The sequence below is a fragment of the Trinickia dabaoshanensis genome (assembly GCF_002879885.1).
Lineage (GTDB): Bacteria > Pseudomonadota > Gammaproteobacteria > Burkholderiales > Burkholderiaceae > Trinickia > Trinickia dabaoshanensis.
On record NZ_PNYA01000014.1, the window covers coordinates 45,473 to 65,593 of the forward strand.

Consider the following 20,121-nt stretch of genomic DNA (forward strand, 5'->3'; position numbering starts at 1 on the left):
CTCATAGGATTTGAATCTCAAAGGAGATCGCAGGGGCGGTTGCTAGCCCCGCATACCCAACAATTCGCGTACGTCGCGGCCCGGCTGCGCGTCGGCCGCATACGCGAAATCGCCCGCTCGTTGTCGCTGGGCGATCCGCTGCACGAGGTGTCGATAGCGCGCGCCGGCGCTGTCGAACCGCGAGAACAGATCGAGTCGTGACGAAGGTTGGGCGTACCGGCCGCTTTGAGGCCCCACCATGACGTTGTCTTGCGGCCCGACGACGTACGGCGTCAGCGGCATCAAATAGCGCAGCGGAAACGACACCGAACGCGAGTTCAGCGTGAAATTGAGCCGGCACCGGTCGCGCGACTCTGGGATGCACGGATGAAACAACTGCAAATCGATACCGGGCGAGTAGCGGCCGTAGGCAAGCGCGACCGAGCTGCGGACATGAACGTGAATCACCGCCCTCACATCCTGATACTTCGCTCGGACGCCGCCGAACCAGCGCATGATCGGCGCAACCGATTTGTTGACGCAGTTGCGTATCATCGTGACCGTTTCCGAGGTGTAGATCACCTCGATCCGATCTTCGTCGGCATGCTCGTCGCCGAGCACCCCCGCATGCAGGAAGTCCGCATGCGTCAGGTCGAGCAGATTCTCGATCAGTAGGCCTGAACAGCAGTCGAAGCGCACGGTGCCGTGCATATACGCCGGCAAATTCCCATCGAGCGGCAGGTACGGCACGTCGGGAACGAGCGACGCGTGGGCGCGGGGCGGATCGCCGAACCATACCCACACGTACCCGTAGCGTTCGAGCACCGGATAGTCGTTTTCGATCGCGGGCGCGCTCGCGCAATCGGGCGATCCACGCCGTATCCCAGCCCGATCGGGGTGGCGCCGGCACGCATGCAAGTGCCCTTTCGCCCTCCACAGGTAGCAAGGCTCGGAATGGACGTGCCGGCACACGACGTTTTCGCCGACATCGCGTACGTGCGCGATCGGCTGCCACGCATCGCGCAAAACGAACCGGTTCGGCATCCAATCGCGCTCGAGGGCACGCTGCCCGGTCGCCCCTTCGTCAAACGCTGTATTCGCCATCGATCGTCCCCTTGCGAAGCGCACGAACCGGCTCGGCGGCCGCCACCGTTGTCACGCTTTGCCAATGCCGAAGCCATTGATCCGAGTAAAGACGCTCGAGCCGCGCGAGCGCATGGCCGTCCACGTAGGACAGCATCCGGAAAGGCGAACGCCGCGCACCCGCCCACGCGCGCAGCAAGGCGGCGCCCCCTCCCCGTGCGCTCGCCGACACGGCGCCGCGCCAATGAACGGCCGTCGCACCACGCGCCGCGGGCGCAATCCCCACGGTCGCGACGATCGCGGGCGCTTCATCTCGCGTGAGCAGTTCGACCGAGACAGTCGTCCCGTTGCCTTCGCATGCAAGCCTGAGCGTCCATGGGTAATCGGTCACGAAGCGATGATTGCGCCGCCGTGCGGCCCATACCACGCCGCGTTCCATCGTGACGCGCCCCTCTCGCGCGGCCGGATCGGCGCAGACGTAATTCGTGATGCGCACGAGCGCGATGCGCATCAACAAATGAGGCCCGTCGGCCAACGCGGCCAGGTAGTCGTCGTACGCCATACCGACCGTCACGCTGCCTTGAAAACGCCGCCCCACGTCCAATCTGGGTGGTGAAACATCGAGCGGCGCGTTCTCATCCGTCCCCGCCTTCCGAATGAAGACGAAACCGCCGCATTCGACAACGCGATACGATTGAACGGCGTAATGGGCGGGCACGCGTTCATCGGCGGAAAGGTTCGGAATCGCGGTACACATTCCCGATGCGCCGTCGTAGGTCCAGCCGTGGTACCCGCACTGCAGTTCGCCATTCGCGGTGATCCGGCCGAGCGACAGCGGCGCTCGCCGATGGCGGCAGCGGTCTTCGAGGGCACGCACCTGACCGGCAGGGTCTCGGTAGAGCACGGCGCACTCGCCGTTACAGACGACACCGAGCGGAGTCTTCCCGCCAACCTGCTCAGAGAGCGCCACGGGCCACCACGGTGTGCGCACGCTGTGCGTGGACAGGCTTGCAATAGGTACGCGCGATTCGTTGACGACTTCCATTGATTCGTTCTCCTAAATGAATAGGAATCGCTCTGTGAATAGGAATCGCTCCGGCGGCAATGACGTTATCCGGTGTTGACCGCCATCGTTTGCCGAGCCGCACCTCGCTCGCCTCGCGCCCATTTATGAGTGAGTTGCGCGCTCGCCGCCGTCATCGCCAACGTCGCCACGAGCAAGATCGTGTAGATCGAGGCCGAAATCAATTGCAGTTGCAACCCGATGCTGAGCACCATCAGTTCGACCGTGCCGCGGGTGTTCATCAGTACGCCGATCACGCGCGCCTGCATAGGGTCGATACGACATAGCCGCGCCCCGAGATAGCATCCGCCGAACTTGCCCCCAATGCCGGCCACCAGAAACAACACCAACCATCCCCAGAGCACCGCCGAATTCAACGCCGAAGCCGATGCTTGGAGCCCCGCGCTGACGAAAAACAGGGGAGTCAGGACAAGCTCCGCGAGCCCCGAAAACGTGCGCTGCCAAACCCTCAGCAAATCACGCCGCCCCGCCATGTTGACTGCCGCGATCAGCGCGCCGAATGCGCTATGAAAACCGAGTGCCGTCGCCCCCCACGCCGAAAGCAGCACATAACACAGCGCGCAAACGAGCATCGCCGAATTCCCGCTCCATCGCTTGGCCGTATCGAGCAGCGCATGCACGGCGAAACGGACGATCGTCAGCGAGGCGCCGAAGAAGGCGGCCAACAGCAACAGGCTGCGCACCGCCGGAGAGGCGGAGAACCCCGACGTGGCGATCGCGCCCACACTGGCCAGCATGAACCAACCCGCCGCATCGGTAATCGTGGCCGCGATGATTGCCACTCTCGCGCACGGGTGCTCGGCGATGCCCGCTTCCGCCACGATGCGGGCCATGACGGGCAGCGCCGAAACCGACAGCGCGATGCCGCAGAACAGCACCGAGGCCAGACGCGGCACGTTCGGCGCCGCGAACGCCGTATCGCCGAAGTAGGCGAGCCCACAGCCCATCGCAAACGGAAAGGCCATACCCAGGGCGGCGATACCGATCGGCGCCCACGCGGTCGAGTTCGACTTACGCAAATCGCCGGCGATATGCGCGCCCGTCTGAAACATCAAAAACACGAGGCCCAGTTCGCCGAGCTTCGCGAGCACGGCAGCGGCCGCGGGGCTGAACAGCGCGTGATAGCCTGGCCCGCCGATCGAACCCAGCACGGACGGACCGAGCAACAGACCGGCGACGAGTTCGCCGACGACCTTGCCCTGACCGAGCCTGCGGGCCAGCGCGCCGCACGCCGACGTCGCAACGATCGCGACGCACAGCGGCAGCATCCAGTTGCCCACGAGCGCCGCCACCCCTAAACCGCCGCCGCGACGCGCTTCAAACCGAGCCGTGGCCGCGTCGCCACGTATAGCCCGTCGAGCGCCATCTCCTCCGATAGGCATGGCAGCCCCTCGATAGCATCGAAGAAGCGCGCGTTGTCCGCCGCCTGCTGCGATCCGATCGCCGTCGTCAGCGTGCTTTTGTCCTTGCGCATCGCCAGGTTTTCGTCGACGCGCCGCGCCATTTCGCCCATCAAGTGCGTGGTGACCTGCTCCGCATCGGCGATATCCTCCAGCCCCGAGACGAGATTGAGGAAGGCCCGCCGGATATCGCCGGTGCTCACGGTGTAATGACTGAGTTCGTCCGCCTTGCTGTAATAGCCGAGCTTGCCGTGCGCCTGATAGAAGGTCTGTACGAAGACGAGAAACCGCAGATACGCCTGGTGATAGCTGTTCGCGTAGTAGACGCTGGCTTCGTCCTCGGTGACCTCCCCGCGCAAAATGCTGGCGATGGAGGCCGCGGAGAGCATGCCGCTGTACATCGCCAAATGAACGCCGGTGGAAAGCAGCGGATCGAGAAAGCACGCCGAATCGCCCGCGATGAAGAAGCCAGGGCCCGCAAACTGGTCGCTCGTGTACGAATAGTCTTGCTCGGCCTTCAGTGGCGTCGCCAGCCGGGCATGTTGCGTCAGCTTCGTGACGACCGGGCTTTGGGTGATGGCCTCGCGATAGAACTCATCGAGCGAGCGGCTTTTCCTTGCCTCGACAAAGGCATCGCGGTGGATGACGACGCCCACGCTCACCCGCCCGTCCGACAACGGGATACCCCACCACCAGCCGTCCGGAATCGAACTGACGATAATGGCGCCTTCGGCACAGTCCGCGGGCCAGGCGACATCCTCCCAGTACCCCCATACGGCGACGTTGCGGAAGATATCGTGGTATTGCCGATTGTCGAGGTAACGCGTCGACATGATCCCGTTTCGGCCGGAAGCATCGACTAGAAAGTCGAACTCGATCGTCGTGCTCGCATCGCTGCCTTTCCGGGTACAGACGGCGCGCCGCGGACGCCCCTCGTCGAACTGGAGTTCCTGAACCGTCACGCCCTCATGCACGCTCGCCCCTTGCGAGCGCGCGTGACGCAGCAGCAGATGGTCGAAGTCCTCGCGCCGCACCTGGTAGCTGTATCGATACGAGCCGCCAAGCTCGCCGAAATCGAGCGTCCACGTCTCGCCCTTCCAATTGAAATAGGCGCCCGGCTTACGCTGAAAACCGTAGCTGTCGAAAAGCTTGCGGGCGCCCATCAACCCGAGAATCTCCAGACACGAAGGCAATAACGATTCGCCGATGTGGTATCGCGGGAACACCTCGCGATCGACGAGCGTTACCTCGACACCCTCCCTCGCCAGGAAGCCGGCGGTCGTGGCACCGGCGGGGCCGCCGCCGATAACGAGAACCTTCGTGCGATGCGGTAAGGACATACTTCCTCCCTGTGAATTCGATTGGACAGAAGCTACGAGGCGACCCAGCCGTTACGCGGCCTGCAGATCGCCGAGCGCGATCTTGTTGATCTCGTATTTGCGATCGAGGAATTCGCGGAAGCTCGCGAAGTGGTCGTCGACGATCTCCACGGCATGCATCCTCATCTCATCGGATAGGACCTGCTTGAGAAACACGGAGGAATCGATCGAGTGATCGAGTTCGTCGTCGATATGCTCGGCGCCGAGATAGCGCAAGGTGTTGCCCGTATCGGTCTCGTACATCGCCGCGAGCTTGCGCGAGGTGGTGAAGAACACTTTCGACGTGGCCTCTCCCGCCTCCATCTGTGCCATCTTGAGCAGCGGATCGTTGCCGCACCGGCGTGCGCGTGAAATGAGCGAGTACATATACTTGCGCACCGTATAGCCCAGATCGTCCCAAATGATCCCGATCGCGCTCTCGCAATCGGTCGCCCGATCGTTCACGCCCAGCGTCTTGATATCCGAAATCATCATTCGCCAATGCTCGGCATCCACGTTCACGTGAGCATTGATGGCAAGCTCGAGCTCGGTTTGGGGATTATCGTAGTGGTAGTACATCCTATTGATATCGCGAAAGGTCATCGCCAGATGAATCAATAACGGCGACCATATACGCATCAACTCCTTGATTTGCGGCACGGAAATATCCTCGAGCTGACCGAATACAGGGTGACTCGAAAGCGCGGCTTTTTCAACACGAATTCGATCAAAAATCTTCTTCACGGGTATACCTCCTATATCTGGTAGCGGGATGAACGAATTACTACATTTGATACCTACGAGGGAACCGATTTGCTTACCGCCCAAAAGTAATAGGCGTGCTTAATCCTTGGCGCGGACGACCTTAAGCCCTCGCACGAAGCGCGAGCATGACCTACTAGTTCTTGCAGGACGGAAGCGATTCTCGCCAAATCCGAAACAGCATCACCGCCGATCGGAACGACGTTCAATCGAATAAGAACCCAGTCTAGCTAAAGATATGGCGAAGTCAAATAAGGAATAAACGATCGATCTCGATTTCCCATAACACGGCGAGCACATGATCCATCCGTTGATCCCGACCCGTTATTCACATCGATTAAACATACCAAAAATGATAGGTGCTCATTTGATGAAACGAGATTTTTAAAGCGCACTACGAATATGCCTTACATTAAAAATTCCATTTCGAGCGGTCGACTCAAGAGATGCAGGATCGCTTGGAAATTCTGAACGGCAGAAGGCAAAAGAATGCTCGCCTGCGGCGCGGTTTCATACCCGTGACAAGTCGCAGGTAAAAACCTTCGTTCTCGTTACGCTCGCTCCCCATATAACAAAGAGAGCCGCTTACCCGACATCCTCACCGTCAGGGGGCGCGCGCTGCTTTTAATCTTCGTTTAAGCCTGCCCTCGCATAGTTTCGACTGACTCCCTCCGGGAGCCGCATGCTTTTCCCAAGTGAGTTGTTAGAGTCCTATCGTTCGATGGAGATACGACTATGCGATTCCGTTCGTACATGGCGGCGGGTGCCTTGGCGCTGATCCCGGTATTCGGGTTGGCGACTCAGGCCAGCGCCGAATCCGCCGCGCAGGCGATGTTCGTCAACGTCAACGGCCAAGCCGTACCGGTAAAAGCCGAGACGCGCGTCGTCCAAACCGCCGCGGGTCCGATGAAGGTCAGTACTTGGAGTTGGCACAGCCCGCAAGGCGGCGCAAGCTTCGAGGTGCAATCGAGCACGGGCGGCGTCCCCCCCGCACTCGCGTTGCAACAAATGCGGGCGATGCAGTACCAGATGCGAGCCGCCCAAGTGCAAATGATGGCCATGCAGCAGCAAATGCTCGCGCTTCAGCAAGCGGCATTCGCAGGCACGTTCGCGATGCCGGCCCAACGAGCCGTGGTCTTTGCCGCACCGATGTGGACGATGCCCGAACCGGTCGTCGTCGTGGTGCCCGCGCAGCGCGCCGTTCCCCCGGCAATGGCACCTGCGAAGCCAGCCGGTATCAAGGCTTAACGCTTAAAGAGGACCCGTCTTCGGACCGTGCGCAGCGCGCGAGGCATCGTCGTTACGACCGATCCTCGCCCTGCGCCGGGCCGTCTTGCGCAGCACGCACCGGATCGGCGGGTCCCCATCCAACGATGTTCAGGTAGTAGCGGGTCGAGCGCCCGGCGCCGACTCGACATACCAGCCCCATCTCCTCGAGTTCGATCAGCTCTCGAGAGGCCGTAGCCCGCGAGGTGCCGGCAATGCTCTCGTACTTTTTGGTGCTCATGCCGCCTTCGAAGCCGCCGGGCCCGGCATCGAGAAGAAGATTGACGACTTTGCGCTGCCGAGCAGTCAGGACGTTGTCGCGATGATTCGTCCAGAACATCGCTTTCGCAAGCGCCGTGTCGATCGCCACCGATGCTTGTTCGCTTGCCACTCTCACCTGTGTCACGAACCACAAAACCCATTCGGTTACGTCTAGCTCGCCGTGCTGCGCGCGCTCGAGTTGCGCGTAGTATTCGTCCCTGTTATCCAGCAAGCGCTGCGAGATTGGAATAAGACGCCCCACCTCACCGCTATCGCGCGCCAGAACGAGGTCGATCAACACCCTACCGATGCGACCGTTCCCATCCTCGAACGGGTGAATCGATTCGAACCAGAGATGAGCGAGCGCCGCTTTGACAAGGCTGTCGTGCTCGGTCTCCGCATTGAACCACGCGACGAAGTTATCCATCTCGTCCGGTACGCGCTCGGAGGGCGGGGCCTCGTAGTGAATCGTTTCCCTGCCCACCCGCCCACTGATGATTTGCATGGGTTCGGCGTGGCGGCGATACGCCCCGACGACAATCTTCGACATACCCGAGTAGCCGGTGGGAAAAAGCGCCGCCTGCCAGGCGTACATGCGCTCGTGCGTCAGCGCCGCGTCTCGCTCGCGCACGGCGTCATCCATGGCGTCGAGCAGCCCCTCCACGCTTCGGGGTGCAGCGGGACCGATCTTATTGCCGACGCCCAAGCGCCGCCCCACGGAGGAACGTACGGAGATGAGATCGATCCGCTCCCCTTCGATGGCTGCCGTGGCGACGGCATCCTGACTCCAAGCTTCCGCGGCGAGCTCGAGCCGCTGTTCGAAGCCGAGGCCAGCCAGCTTCCCTTCTACAACGCCCTGGGCGCGGTGTGCCCGCGCCAACTCGCCGGTCACAGGGATCGGTTCATAGTGCATGGCAGGCCAAGTGGGCGCTTGCCAAATGAGCGGAAGATTCGTGGACATCGCGCCTTCGATACGTTGAGGCGATTAGTCGTCCTATTCGACTCATCGCGTGAGTCGAATAAGTATATCGGGCGCTGAGGCGATTAGCCATCTAATCGCCTCAAATCATGAGTCGATTCTACCCTCGTGCGCCGAGCGATTCCGCTGCCTCTTCGCGCGATTACTTGCGCTTGAGTTGCGAAATATCGCGCACGGCACCGCGATCGGCCGACGTCGCCAGCGCGGCATACGCTTGCAACGCTTGCGAAACGACGCGTTCGCGGTTCTCCGGCTGCCACGCCTTATCGCCGCGCGCTTCCATGGCCGCGCGGCGGCGCGCCAGTTCCTCATCGCTAACCGCCAAGTGCATCTTGCGCTGCGGGATATCGATCTCGATCACGTCACCCTCTTGCACGAGCCCGATGGTGCCGCCCTCCGCCGCTTCCGGCGATGCGTGCCCGATCACGAGCCCCGAGGAGCCGCCCGAGAAACGGCCGTCGGTGAAGAGCGCGCAGCTCTTGCCCAGGCCCTTCGACTTCAGATACGACGTGGGGTACAGCATTTCCTGCATGCCCGGACCGCCCTTGGGCCCTTCGTAACGGATCACGACGACATCGCCCGGCACCACCTGGTCACCGAGGATGGCTTCGACGGCCGCGTCTTGGCTCTCGAACACGCGCGCGCGCCCCGAGAACACCCACTGCGATTCATCCACACCGGCCGTCTTGACGATGCACCCCTTCTCGGCGAGGTTGCCGTACAGCACGGCCAGACCGCCGTCCTTCGAATAGGCATGCGCCTTGTCGCGGATGCACCCCTTCTCGCGATCGGTATCGAGCGCCGTGTACGTGGCCTCTTGGCTGAACGCAACGGTCGTCGGAATACCGCCCGGCGCAGCGCGATAGAACTTGTGCGCCGCTTCGTCCGCGCCGCCCTTGACGTCCCACTTGGCCAGCGCATCGCCCAGCGTGCCGCTATGCACGTTGCCGCACGACAAGTCGAGCAAGTCGGCCCGCGCCAGTTCGCCGAGGATGCCCATGATGCCGCCGGCGCGATGCACGTCTTCGATATGGAATTTGTCGGTGGCGGGCGCGACCTTGCACAAGCACGGCACCTTGCGCGAGATGCGATCGATGTCGGCCATCGTAAAGTCGGCGCCGGCTTCCTGCGCGGCGGCCAGCAAGTGCAGCACGGTGTTGGTCGAACCGCCCATGGCCACGTCGAGCGCCATCGCGTTCTCGAACGCACGCTTCGTGGCGATGCTGCGCGGCAGCACCGAAGCGTCTTCTTCCTGGTAGTAGCGCCGGCACAGATCGACGACGAGGCGCCCGGCCTGCTCGAACAAGCCCTTACGCCAAGCATGCGTAGCCACGATCGTCCCGTTGCCCGGCAGCGCGAGGCCGATCGCCTCGGTCAAGCAGTTCATCGAATTCGCCGTGAACATACCTGAGCACGAACCGCACGTGGGGCATGCGCTACGCTCGATTTCCGCCACTTCGGCGTCGCTGACCTTCGGGTCGGCCGCCTTGATCATGGCGTCGATCAGATCGATCTTCGCGATGACCTGGCCGTCGGTAGGCGATTTGACCTTGCCCGCTTCCATCGGGCCGCCCGAGACGAACACCACGGGGATGTTCAGGCGCATAGCGGCCATCAACATACCCGGCGTGATCTTGTCGCAATTGGAGATGCATACCATCGCATCGGCGCAATGCGCGTTGACCATGTACTCCACCGAATCGGCGATCAACTCGCGCGACGGCAGCGAATAGAGCATGCCGCCATGGCCCATGGCGATGCCGTCATCCACGGCGATCGTGTTGAATTCCTTCGCGACGCCGCCCGCCGCTTCGATTTCCTTCGCCACCAACGCGCCCAGATCGCGCAGATGAACGTGCCCCGGCACGAACTGCGTGAAGGAGTTCACGACGGCGATAATCGGCTTGCCGAAATCGTCGTCCTTCATTCCCGTGGCGCGCCACAAGGCGCGGGCGCCGGCCATGTTGCGGCCGTGCGTCGAAGTGCGTGAGCGGTAATTGGGCATCTGCATCCTCAGGTATTGCGGTCGTCGACGTTTGAATTTGCGTCAGGCCCGCGGAAATCGACGCCGCGGGCCGTGACGGTCTCCCGGCGCTCACGCGCGCGGGATACCTATTGAACGACGGAATACTGAAAGATTATCGGTAAGACGTCCAATATATTTTTTGTAAGGAACTAAGTCTTTTTTAATATCAAGCAGGAACGGCCGCGACGGCGCGTTCCGAACGAAGCCATGCCACGCCGGCACCCACGCCCAGTGTCGCCAGACAGACGATCGGCACGATCATCGGGCCGAACGCCGATGCGGTGGCCTTGCCCGCGAACGGCATCAGGTTTTGGCCAAAGAAGCCGCCCAGGTTGCCGATCGAATTGATCGCCGCCACGCTTGCCGCGGCGCGCGCGCCCGTGAAGTAGCGCGGAGGCATGGACCAAAAACACGGATAAAGCAGAGGAATGCAGGCGCCGCCCAGCACGAGCGCTACGAAGCGAAGCGGCGTGGACGGTAGTAGCAGGCTCAGCAAAAAGCCGACGACACCGCAAGCCGCAACGATGGCGATCGCTTTCAACAGACTCTTCGCGCGGCGCAACTTCGCGGGCAGATACACGAGAAGCACCACCGACAGGGCCCATGGCAGCATGCTCAGCAAGCCGTTCGTGGTGCTCGATACGCCAAACGATTTGACGAGCGTCGGTAGCCAGTAGGTCACGCCGTAGAGCGATGTCGACATCAACATATACGTCGCGGCGAACAGCATGACGCGCGGATCGAGCAGCGCCTTCCACGGTTGGGCATGCTCGGCGTGCTCGGGCTTTTCGCGCTCGAGGGCCGCGGCGACGAGTTGCTTTTCCTTTTCGCTCAAGAAACGCGCCTCCCGGTACGACGCGGGCAGCACCTTGAACACCGTTACGGCGATGAGCACCGCCGGCAGCCCCGTCGCGATGAATACCCACTGCCAGCCCGCTAGCCCCAAGACGCCGTTCAAGCTGAGCAGCCATCCGCCCACGAGCGAGCCGAGCATGTTCGCAAGCGCGCTGCCGAGCGTGAAGATGCCGAGCACCCGAGCGCGATAGCTCTGCGGAAACCAAAGTGTCAGGTAGTAGATGACGCCGGGATAAAACCCGGCCTCCGCCACGCCCAAGGCAAAGCGGAGCCCGCAAAACGCCTGCATCGACGTCGTGAAGCCCATCAACACCGTAATCGCGCCCCAAGTGAGCATGATGCGAGCAAGCCACAAGCGAGCCCCGAACCGATGCAGCGCCAGGGTACTCGGCACTTCGAACAGCAAGTAGCCGATAAAGAACAGCGACGAAGCAAGACCGAACGCCGTTTCGGTCATATGCAGGCTGTGCACCATTTGCAGCTTCGCGAAGCCGACGTTTTGGCGATCGATGAACGCAACCAAGAACATCACCACGAGAATCGGCAATAAGCGCCGGGCGATCTTCGACATGACCGCGCGTTCGTGCACGGATTGCGATTCGAATTGCATGCTTTCACTCATTTAGTACTCCTCAATTTCTTCACTACTCGATACTTCAATAGACGCCGTCCTCGACATCCGTGGGCTACGACGCGCTGAAACGACTCAATTCGGCCACGAACATCTCGTTCCAGGTGCGCGGCTTGGCTTTGATCGTGCCCACGCGGTACAGAAAGTCGACAAAATCCATCATCTGGCCCGGGTGGACGGAAAATCGTGTTTGCGGCATCGCGAGCATTTGCATCACTGCCTTCGGCGACAAGCCAAGATTCGATGCGGTCACATAGATCTGTGCCGCCGCGAGAGGATCGTCCGCGATCATGCGGTTCGCCTCGTCCAGCGCGCCGATGAACGCGCGAGCCAGCAGCGGCTGCGCATCGACGATCCGCCTCGGCGCGAACACGACATCGAGCGTCAACGGGCCCAGCACATCGAGCGAATCGGCAACGCGGTGAATCCCCGGCTCGCGCAGTTCGAGCGAGGAAAACGGCGGCGACCCGAAGTGCGCGGTCACGCCCCCTTCCAGGCGGATCAGTGCTTGCATCGCCTGCGGATGCGGCAGATTGACCGTGATCGAGTCGAGCCGGGCAAAGTGCTCCGGGCCCAGCATCTTGCTCGCAAGCATTTGCAGCACGACGGCGGACAACGAGGTTCGGATGCCCGGCACGGCGATGCGATCGCTCGATCCAAAATCGCCGAGCGATTTGATTTCCGGACGATTCGTATTGAGCGACAGCGTGGTCGTCGATAGGCCGCTGATGCCGATGACCTCGACGTTCGGGATACCGCGCGAGCGCGCCCACAATTCGATGAAGCCCGGGGCGCCGGCCGCCGCGAAATCGAGCGAGCCCGCCATCATGGCGTCGTCGATCGAATTGCCTCCGTCGAGCAGCACCCAATCGACCCGAAGCTCGCGCATACCCAACCGCGCGGCGTGGCGTTCGAACAAGCGCTGACGCTCCATGACGAGCAACGGCAAATAGAGCAGACCATAACCCTTCGAGATGCGAACCGGGCGCACGGTGCCGAGCGCCAGAGCCGGCGACAGCAAAGCGCCGAGGCCAGCCGCCACCAGCGCGCGACGCCGCGGCGAAGGCTGTCTCGAGCCGCCGCGCCGGCGGCCCTGCTCGTCCTGCATCGTATCGTCTCCTCTAATTTCAACTTGGCGCTCGCGCCTTCATGCTTGACAAGGTTATCGAGCGAGTCTGAGAAAATGCTGACATCGGGTCCCCGGGAAAACCCCTAAATCCGTGAACGGGATCGACACACTGTACGACCGCACACATCGGCAGGAACGGCATTATGCGTATTTTGGTGGTAGAGGACGACGCTCAGATCGGCGAGGCGATACGCGCTCGCTTGACGCGTCTTGGGCACGCCGTCGATCTGGAAGCCGACGGTGCAACGGCAAACTCACTGTTGCGCGTCGAGCGTTTCGATCTCATCGTACTCGACGTCATGTTGCCGACGATGGACGGCTTCACCATCTTGCGCAATCTGCGCGCGGCCGGTTCCGTCAGCCCGGTGCTGCTCGTCACCGCGCGCTCGGCGATCGACGATCGCGTCAGCGGCCTGGGGCTCGGCGCCGACGACTATCTGGTCAAGCCGTTCGACTACCGCGAACTCGAAGCGCGCGTGCAAACGCTGTTGCGCCGAAATACGGGGCATGCGAGCAATGTGCTCCAGGTCGGCACGCTCGCGATCGATCGCAGCAGCCGCCTCGTGGAACTCGACGGTAAGCCGCTTTCGCTCTCCCGGCAAGAGTTCGCGCTGCTCGAAATCCTCGCCAGCCGCCCGCAACGTATCTTCTCGAAGGAAGAGCTGCTGAATCAGTTGTTCAGCTTGGGCAACGAGCCCACCACCAACGCCGTCGAACAATACGTCACGCGCGTACGCAAGAAGCTGCAAGGCAGCTCGGTCGAGATACGGACGGCGCGCGGCATGGGGTATCAGATTGCAACGCTTTAAGTGGTTCCCGAAGACGCTATTCGGGCGCACGCTCCTATTCATCGCGCTGATCGTCGTCTCCGGGGCCGTGGCGCTCGCCGTGATCGCCCGCTATTACGCGGGCGTGGCCTCTCAGCGCGCCTATGACCAGCTTCTAGCCGGCGCCACGATCCAGGTGGCCGAGGACCTCTACGTGCAAGGGGGCGTACTCGCGCTGAACCTGCCGGTGGCGGCGCTGTCGACACTCTCGCGCTACGACCTCGTCTATTACAAGGTGGTCGATTCGCGCGGTGTCGTGGTGGCGGGCTACGCCGATCTGCCCAGCCCCGCGAGCAGCGCGGCCGCGCGCACCGGTCCGCAATTCGCGAACGCCGCTTATCAGGGCCAGTCTATTCGCACCGCGTCGCTCGCGCGCTACCTGCCCGAGGAACATACGCCGGGTTGGGCGGTCGTCACCGTCGCGCAAACGACACACGCACGCAAGCAGCTCACGAACGACATGAGCTTCAAGGTGTGGACGCTCATTTTTCTAATGAGCCTCCTCGCGATCGGGGCAAGCGGCCTTGCGATTCGGCGCGGCCTGCGTCCGTTGGCCCGCATCGAGACGATCATCGCCGCGCGCGACCCCGCGGATTTGCGTCCGGTCGCGGCCGATACCCCCAGCGAAATCAACGCGATCATCGGCGCGATCAACGGCCTGATCGGCCGCCTTGCCGAACGTATGACGGCGATGCAACGCTTCATCGCGGATGCGGCCCATCAAATGCGCACACCGCTGGCGCGCCTCGACGCCCAAATCGAGTTGCTTGCCGACGAGCATGACCCGGCTCGCCTTGCCGCGCGCTTGGAAGCGCTGCGCACGACCTGCTCGGACGTGGGGCGGCTCACGGGCCAATTGCTCAATCACGCGATGGTCACGCATCGGACGCAAGCCGTTCCCCTTCAGCCCGTGGACCTCGTGGCACTGGCGAAGGAAGTGCTCGGGCGCGCGATTCCGCTCGCCGACGAGCGCGACGTCACGGTAACGTTCGCGAGCGATGCGCCGCAGGGCTATATCGCCGGCGATCCGATCAGCCTTCAGGAAGCCCTATCGAACGTGCTGCACAACGCGCTGCTGCACGGTAAGGCGGACGACATCGTCGTGTCGGTCGCCACCGCGGGCGCTCCGGTCACCCTGACCGTGACGGACAACGGTCCCGGTATTGCGCCGGAACATTGGGAGGCCGCGCTGCGCCCGTTCGAACGATTGGGCCAAGAGCACGCTTCGCGGCGCACGGGCTCGGGGCTCGGTCTGGCCATCGTGCAAGAGGTCGTGAAGGCGCATGGCGGCAGCATCCGCTTCGCTTTCCCACCGGCGGGCGGCTTTGCCGTGACGTTGGCGTTTCCACCGATGCCCCCGCTCTGAGCGCGCGGCGCGCCCCGCCCGGTCGGCGCCACATTGGAAGGGGCAGAACAATCGGTCGGCTCCATGTAAGGTCGTTTGCCGAAATTGACACCCGTTTCCCCTTCATCTCGCCGAGTGGGCCGCGAATCCGCTCTGGTACGCTTGAGCCACTTCATCACCGTCAGTACGACCGAGCGAACGCGTGCCCGGGCCTGACAGACTCGACCCGATGCCCATGCCGCACGCCAATACCTTGAATTTCTCCGCCGGCCCCGGCGCGCTGCCCGCAGCCGTCTTGGCGCAAGTGCGCGATGCGATCGCCGCCTTGCCCGAGACGGGCGTGTCCGTACTGGGCATGAGCCATCGGTCGGACTGGTTTCTCGCGATTCTCGACGAAGCCGAACGCCACGTTCGCCATCTGCTTGGCTTGTCCGACCGCTACGCGGTGTCCTTTCTGCAAGGCGGCAGCAGCTTGCTGTTCGCCACCGTGCCGATGAATTACGCCACGCCCGCGTTCGCCGCGCCCGAGTATGTCGTCTCCGGGTATTGGAGCGCGCGTGCGTCGGCTGAAGCCGGCCGCGTCGGCCCTCATCGCATCGCTTGGGACGGACAGCGCGCCGGCTTTCGCGAATTGCCCGTGCTCGAGCAACTCGACGTCGATCCGCGCGCCGCTTACCTGCATTACGTTTCGAACGAGACCATCGAAGGCTTACAGTTCGCGTTGCCGGCGCGGCCGGCGAGCGTACCGCTGATCGCCGATATGTCGTCGGATTTTCTTTCGAAGCCGATCGATGCGTGGCACTTCGGGATGATCTACGCGCACGCGCAAAAGAATCTCGGCGCGGCGGGAGTGACCGTCGCCGTGATCGATCGCGAACTGTTGACGCGCATTCCCGGGGGCTTGCCGCACATTCTCGATTTCCGAACGCAGATCGCGCATGGGTCGAACTACAACACGCCGCCGGTTTTTGCGATCTACGTCTTGACGCTGATCACGCGCTGGCTGCGTGATGACATCGGCGGGCTCGAGCAGGTGCAGCGTATCAACGAGGGCAAGGCGGCACGCTTGTATGCGGTGCTCGACGAAATGAGCGATGCGGTGACCATTCACGCCAAGCGGCCGTGGCGCTCGCAGATGAACGTTGCCTTCACGTTCGGCGATGCGCGGCTCGATCGCGCGTTCCTCGATACCGCCGAGGCGCGCGGCATGAGCGGACTCGAGGGCCATCGTTCGCTGCGCGGTTTGCGGGCCTCGCTCTATAACGCCGTTACGCCGCAGGCCGTTGAAATACTATGCGAAACGCTGATCGAGTTCGCTTTGCAACGCGCTTGATACGATCCATACGCAACGTTGCCTCTTCATCACCGCGATGCATACGAGGCTTCGTAGCAACGAAAAAAATCAATCGAAAATCTACGATAGTTCGTAAGTCATCCTAATCAATTCGTTCGATGTGACATGCCGTCGTCATTTGCGGATGGGACGCTAAACGCTCCCGATTTCTTCGATGAGCGACTATGTCCTTCCGAATCGACGGCACCGGCAGCACGACGAGCACCGAACCCCAGCAACCCGCCCCCGCACCGACGCAACCGCCCCCGTTTCAATTGAAGGCAGGCCAAAAGCTCACGGCCGGCCAATCGATTCGATCGGCCGACGGCCGGTTCGAGTTGACGATGCAAAGCGACGGCAATCTCGTCGAATACGATCTCAAGACGAACGTGGCCGTTTGGGTCAGCAAGACCGCAAACTCGGGCGCGACCGTCGCGGATATGCAGCAAGACGGCAATCTCGTGCTCTACAAGACCGACCCGGACACGCTTTGCGTCGCCGGCAAGAACGACGTATGGAGTACGAAGACGAACGGCCACGCCGGGGCCGCCTTGACGATCCAGACGAACGGCGATCTCACCGTCGGCGATACGTCGGGCAGCGCAAAGGGCGCGTTCTGGCATTCGGGCGAGGCCCAGTATGAAGTGCCCGGCGCGTTGCCGCCGCTGACGGTCGGCACTGACTCCACGCCTGACGATCCGCTCTCGCGCGCGGCCGTGGGCCTGTTCGCCCCGGGCGCGGGCGAACTCGGCATCAGCCGTTTCAATTTGAACGAGGGCGGCAGCGCATACGACGTGCTGCGCGATCAGCACGTTTTCGATCAACCGAATCTGACCGACGATACCGCCCTGCTCGATGCCAATCTCGCGGCCACGCCCTCTCTCGATCAAAAGCCGTTCGGCGATCGCCCGGCGAACGCACCGAGCGACCTATCCCACTTGCCCGTGGGGCAAACCGTCGTCGTGCTCGACTCCACGCGACTCGGCTATCTCGAGCAGCAACGTACGCAGCTTCAAGCGATCGAGCAAGGACCGGCCAAGGATCGCGCGAACGCGTCGAGCGAACTGACGGCCAGCGTGTATCAAGAGCTGCTCTACGCTTCGACGCAGCAATCGGTGCCGAATGTCGATCAGCTCGCCTCCACGCTGCGCGGCCGCGCGCCGCAAGACCCGGCTTATCAAAGCGCGATTGCCGATGCCGCCGGCATGCTGCAAAAGACACTGTCGTCGCAGGGCCGCACCGGCGATCAACTCGGCAAGATCGACGCCGCGGCGGCCGCCGGCGATTGGAATGGCGTGCGCCGGCTCGTGCACGATCAAATCGTCGCAACGGCCGGCAGCGATCAAGGCGCGCAAGCGCTTGGCGATATGACCGCGCGCGCCAGCGTCTATCTAACCTATGCGGGCGGCGATCCGCGTTTCGCGGCCGCGGTACGAGGCGGTATCGACGACGCCAAACACACCGTTCTGATCGATCGTCCCGCCCAAGCGGTCGTCGATGCCTACAAGCAGCATGGCGCCGCGGCGGCGATGCAAACGCTCGCGAGCGTCACGGACCCGCAGACGGCCACGATCGGCCAGGTCAGCTCGATCATGGCCGACACGCGGGTGCAAAACGTCATCCAGCAAACGCTGCGCGATACGGCGTCTTGGCAAGGCAATGGCCCGAATCGACCGACGGCCGTCTTGATGTCGTTATCGGCGGCTTGCCAGCATGCGATCGAGAGCGATCAGGGAACGAACGGTACCGGCAAGGCCGCGGTCGATCGCATCGCAGCTTACATCGTCGCGCAGGCCGACGGCGTTCCTCCGGACTCGGGCGAGGACGTCTTTCAAAATGTCCAGTTCACCCGGCAAGTATTCGCCGATGCGGGCCGGCAGGGTAACGTCGCGCTCGCGTTCGCCGTCGGTGCGCAAGCGCGGCTTTATCGGAACGATATCTACGCCAGTTGCGTGCTCGATGGCGCGCGGCAAGGACTCGACGGCTTCGCCGACAACGTGAAATCGCTCAAAGACAAACTATCGAGCGACGGCGCATTCGCCAGCGAGCCGCTCGCGAATTGGGGCGGCGCCGGCACGCCGGCCGAGCAAAGCGCGCTCATCGACAAGCTATTCGCGGCCAACCCGAAGGCGGCCAAGCAATTCGAAGACGATTCGGCCGGCATTCCCGCCTTGCAGGAAACGGCCGACGGCGTGCAAGCCGCCGTGACCGCCTACGGCGGCGAGCTCAAAGGCGTCCAGGGGTTCGATACCGACATCCCGAAGTCGATGCAAAGCGGCCAATACATGTGGTCGGTATCCGATTCGCAGAACATCGTCGCGGCGCTGCATTCGGCCGACAGTCTCGGTATCGTGAGCCCCGACGCGAAGCAAGAGCCGACCAACACGTTATGGCTCCAGCGTTCGATGCGAAAGGTGTACGAGCAGATCGGCAAGCGTCTGATCGGCTCGCTCGCCGCGGACGGGGCCGATAGCGTGCTGTCTCCGAGCGGCGCCAAGATGGCGCAGTCGGTCTGGAAGCGGGCGAATAAGTCGCTCGGCGCCGAATTGTATTTTCAGAACGCGGCTTATTCGCTCGGCGAAGCGTCCTCGGGCGGGCTCTTCTCGGCGCTGCAGAACGGCGCCTCGGCGATTCGGCAAGAACTCGGCGGCGTGTCGTACGCGCTCTCGGCGGGCATCCCCGCCGGCAAGCTGCCGTCGCTGCGGCCCGACTCGGGCGAGACGCCGCTGGCAAAAGGCTATGCAAGCCTCACCGAAAGTATCGACAGTCTAGATATCCCGGCCAGCGCACGCTCGAGCCTGAAAATCTCGACGAAGCTGATGCTGCAGGACACGTCCGATTTGGCATCGGCTATCCTCGGCATCACCGAGGCCGTGGACGACTTCAGCAAAGGCAAGCCGATCCAAGGCGTGGGCGATCTGTTGAATTCGGCGGGCTACGCCACCTTGTTGACGGGTTCGGGCATCGATGCGGCCGAATTGCCCGAAGGCGCCACCGTTCTTGGCCTGAGCGGCGACGCGTGGGACCTCATCGGCGGACCGACGGTTGCGGTTGCCGCGCTTTTGGTCACCACGGCCAATGCTTACGAGAACTCGCACACCCACGACGGCGACGACAAACAGGCCCTGATTTCGATCGGCGTACACCCCGACGTGGCCGCGCAACTGGCCAAGCACGCCACCTCGTTCGACGGCTCGCCGCCGAGCGCCGGCCCTTTCATCACGCAGTACTTCAAGTATGGAAACGCGACGCAAAAGGAAATGGTCGACTGGCTCAACTCGCTGACGCCGCACCAAGCCGATGCGATCGCCTCCGCGCTCAAAGCCGGCGACGGGCTATGGCAAAAGGAGCCGATGTCCACGGCTGCCCGCCAGTTCGACGATGCGTTGCTCCAATACGGCGTGATGCCGCCGGTGCGGTTCTAAGCGCCGTTCGGCACCCATCGAGAGGAGAGCGGCCGGACGCGCCCCGTCGCGCCGGCCGATCCGGTCCGCTTGCGCGCCGGTCCCATTACTTGGATTAACCCGGAAATCCGCTTCATTTCGCCCAATCGATTTGCCCGTACGCGTTCCATACTGCCAATCATCGACTCGCTGACCGGCCCTCGGGCCTGACAGACTCCGTCGCGATCCTCGACTTTCAGGAGATTGGCATGAGCACGTTGGCCGTAATTATTTCGATCTGGGCCCTGATGGCCACTTGCGCCGCCTTGTTCATCCGCGGCGCCAGCCCGCGTCTCGAACGCGCCACGGTATTGGCCGAACGCCGCACGGCGCGCTCGCCCATCGCCGAATAAGACTTCC

Annotated in this window: 15 protein-coding genes; 6 read left to right on the forward strand and 9 right to left on the reverse strand. The window is 62.7% G+C overall.

Annotated features, from left to right (window positions below):
- Window positions 1-42 precede the first annotated feature (42 nt).
- From C0Z18_RS16445 to C0Z18_RS16465, 5 genes are all read right to left on the reverse strand, one after another.
- Complete coding sequence (locus C0Z18_RS16445; protein ID WP_102646486.1) at window positions 43-1,083, reverse strand: oxygenase; 1,041 nt, start codon at window positions 1,081-1,083, stop codon at window positions 43-45.
- Window positions 1,064-2,107: a Rieske (2Fe-2S) protein gene (locus C0Z18_RS16450; protein WP_102646487.1), complete on the reverse strand. Its 1,044-nt coding sequence runs from the start codon at window positions 2,105-2,107 to the stop codon at window positions 1,064-1,066. The genes C0Z18_RS16445 and C0Z18_RS16450 overlap by 20 nt, the downstream gene beginning before the upstream one ends.
- A gap of 65 nt (window positions 2,108-2,172) precedes the next feature.
- A complete protein-coding gene (locus C0Z18_RS16455; RefSeq protein WP_102646488.1) occupies window positions 2,173-3,528 on the reverse strand; it encodes a cation:proton antiporter in 1,356 nt (451 codons plus the stop codon).
- A complete protein-coding gene (locus tag C0Z18_RS16460; RefSeq protein ID WP_102646489.1) occupies window positions 3,441-4,886 on the reverse strand; it encodes an NAD(P)/FAD-dependent oxidoreductase in 1,446 nt (481 codons plus the stop codon). The genes C0Z18_RS16455 and C0Z18_RS16460 overlap by 88 nt, the downstream gene beginning before the upstream one ends.
- 51 nt (window positions 4,887-4,937) lie before the next feature.
- Window positions 4,938-5,546: a hypothetical protein gene (locus tag C0Z18_RS16465; protein ID WP_102646574.1), complete on the reverse strand. Its 609-nt coding sequence runs from the start codon at window positions 5,544-5,546 to the stop codon at window positions 4,938-4,940.
- Window positions 5,547-6,401: 855 nt separating this feature from the next.
- Here C0Z18_RS16465 and C0Z18_RS16470 point away from each other — a divergent pair.
- Window positions 6,402-6,914, forward strand: a complete 513-nt coding sequence (locus C0Z18_RS16470; RefSeq protein ID WP_102646490.1) for a hypothetical protein — start codon at window positions 6,402-6,404, stop codon at window positions 6,912-6,914.
- A 52-nt stretch (window positions 6,915-6,966) separates the two neighbouring features.
- Here the strand turns inward: C0Z18_RS16470 and C0Z18_RS16475 are convergent, their stop codons facing one another.
- The 4 genes from C0Z18_RS16475 to C0Z18_RS16490 form a co-directional block, all read right to left on the reverse strand.
- Window positions 6,967-8,154: a Fic family protein gene (locus C0Z18_RS16475; protein ID WP_102646491.1), complete on the reverse strand. Its 1,188-nt coding sequence runs from the start codon at window positions 8,152-8,154 to the stop codon at window positions 6,967-6,969.
- Between the two features lie 160 nt (window positions 8,155-8,314).
- Window positions 8,315-10,177, reverse strand: a complete 1,863-nt coding sequence (ilvD, locus tag C0Z18_RS16480; RefSeq protein WP_102646575.1) for a dihydroxy-acid dehydratase — start codon at window positions 10,175-10,177, stop codon at window positions 8,315-8,317.
- Between the two features lie 187 nt (window positions 10,178-10,364).
- Entirely contained in the window at window positions 10,365-11,675 is a 1,311-nt protein-coding gene (locus C0Z18_RS16485; protein ID WP_102646492.1) for an MFS transporter, read from the reverse strand.
- Window positions 11,676-11,739: 64 nt separating this feature from the next.
- The gene (locus C0Z18_RS16490; protein WP_102646493.1) at window positions 11,740-12,792 is read right to left on the reverse strand and encodes an ABC transporter substrate-binding protein; all 1,053 of its coding nucleotides are present in this window, start codon (window positions 12,790-12,792) and stop codon (window positions 11,740-11,742) included.
- Between the two features lie 164 nt (window positions 12,793-12,956).
- Here C0Z18_RS16490 and C0Z18_RS16495 point away from each other — a divergent pair, with 164 nt between their 5' ends.
- From C0Z18_RS16495 to C0Z18_RS33205, 5 genes are all read left to right on the forward strand, one after another.
- Window positions 12,957-13,622: a response regulator transcription factor gene (locus C0Z18_RS16495; RefSeq protein ID WP_102646494.1), complete on the forward strand. Its 666-nt coding sequence runs from the start codon at window positions 12,957-12,959 to the stop codon at window positions 13,620-13,622.
- Window positions 13,609-15,006, forward strand: a complete 1,398-nt coding sequence (locus tag C0Z18_RS16500) for a sensor histidine kinase (protein ID WP_102646495.1) — start codon at window positions 13,609-13,611, stop codon at window positions 15,004-15,006. The genes C0Z18_RS16495 and C0Z18_RS16500 overlap by 14 nt, the downstream gene beginning before the upstream one ends.
- Before the next feature lie 214 nt (window positions 15,007-15,220).
- The gene (serC, locus tag C0Z18_RS16505) at window positions 15,221-16,318 is read left to right on the forward strand and encodes a 3-phosphoserine/phosphohydroxythreonine transaminase (RefSeq protein ID WP_233217336.1); all 1,098 of its coding nucleotides are present in this window, start codon (window positions 15,221-15,223) and stop codon (window positions 16,316-16,318) included.
- 185 nt (window positions 16,319-16,503) lie between these two features.
- Window positions 16,504-19,743, forward strand: coding sequence for a hypothetical protein (locus tag C0Z18_RS16510; protein WP_102646497.1), 3,240 nt, complete (start codon window positions 16,504-16,506; stop codon window positions 19,741-19,743).
- 227 nt (window positions 19,744-19,970) lie between these two features.
- Window positions 19,971-20,114, forward strand: a complete 144-nt coding sequence (locus C0Z18_RS33205) for a hypothetical protein (protein ID WP_199189465.1) — start codon at window positions 19,971-19,973, stop codon at window positions 20,112-20,114.
- The last annotated feature ends 7 nt before the right edge of the window (window positions 20,115-20,121 follow it).

What these genes read in the sequence shown, in the direction of transcription:
- C0Z18_RS16445 (WP_102646486.1), bottom strand. Translation starts at nt 1,083, where the DNA reads ATGGCGAATACAGCGTTTGACGAAGGGGCGACCGGGCAGCGTGCCCTC.
- C0Z18_RS16450 (WP_102646487.1), bottom strand. Translation starts at nt 2,107, where the DNA reads ATGGAAGTCGTCAACGAATCGCGCGTACCTATTGCAAGCCTGTCCACG.
- C0Z18_RS16455 (WP_102646488.1), bottom strand. Translation starts at nt 3,528, where the DNA reads ATGCCTATCGGAGGAGATGGCGCTCGACGGGCTATACGTGGCGACGCG.
- C0Z18_RS16460 (WP_102646489.1), bottom strand. Translation starts at nt 4,886, where the DNA reads ATGTCCTTACCGCATCGCACGAAGGTTCTCGTTATCGGCGGCGGCCCC.
- C0Z18_RS16470 (WP_102646490.1), top strand. Translation starts at nt 6,402, where the DNA reads ATGCGATTCCGTTCGTACATGGCGGCGGGTGCCTTGGCGCTGATCCCG.
- C0Z18_RS16475 (WP_102646491.1), bottom strand. Translation starts at nt 8,154, where the DNA reads ATGTCCACGAATCTTCCGCTCATTTGGCAAGCGCCCACTTGGCCTGCC.
- ilvD (WP_102646575.1), bottom strand. Translation starts at nt 10,177, where the DNA reads ATGCCCAATTACCGCTCACGCACTTCGACGCACGGCCGCAACATGGCC.
- C0Z18_RS16485 (WP_102646492.1), bottom strand. Translation starts at nt 11,675, where the DNA reads ATGAGTGAAAGCATGCAATTCGAATCGCAATCCGTGCACGAACGCGCG.
- C0Z18_RS16490 (WP_102646493.1), bottom strand. Translation starts at nt 12,792, where the DNA reads ATGCAGGACGAGCAGGGCCGCCGGCGCGGCGGCTCGAGACAGCCTTCG.
- C0Z18_RS16495 (WP_102646494.1), top strand. Translation starts at nt 12,957, where the DNA reads ATGCGTATTTTGGTGGTAGAGGACGACGCTCAGATCGGCGAGGCGATA.
- serC (WP_233217336.1), top strand. Translation starts at nt 15,221, where the DNA reads ATGCCGCACGCCAATACCTTGAATTTCTCCGCCGGCCCCGGCGCGCTG.
- C0Z18_RS16510 (WP_102646497.1), top strand. Translation starts at nt 16,504, where the DNA reads ATGTCCTTCCGAATCGACGGCACCGGCAGCACGACGAGCACCGAACCC.
- C0Z18_RS33205 (WP_199189465.1), top strand. Translation starts at nt 19,971, where the DNA reads ATGAGCACGTTGGCCGTAATTATTTCGATCTGGGCCCTGATGGCCACT.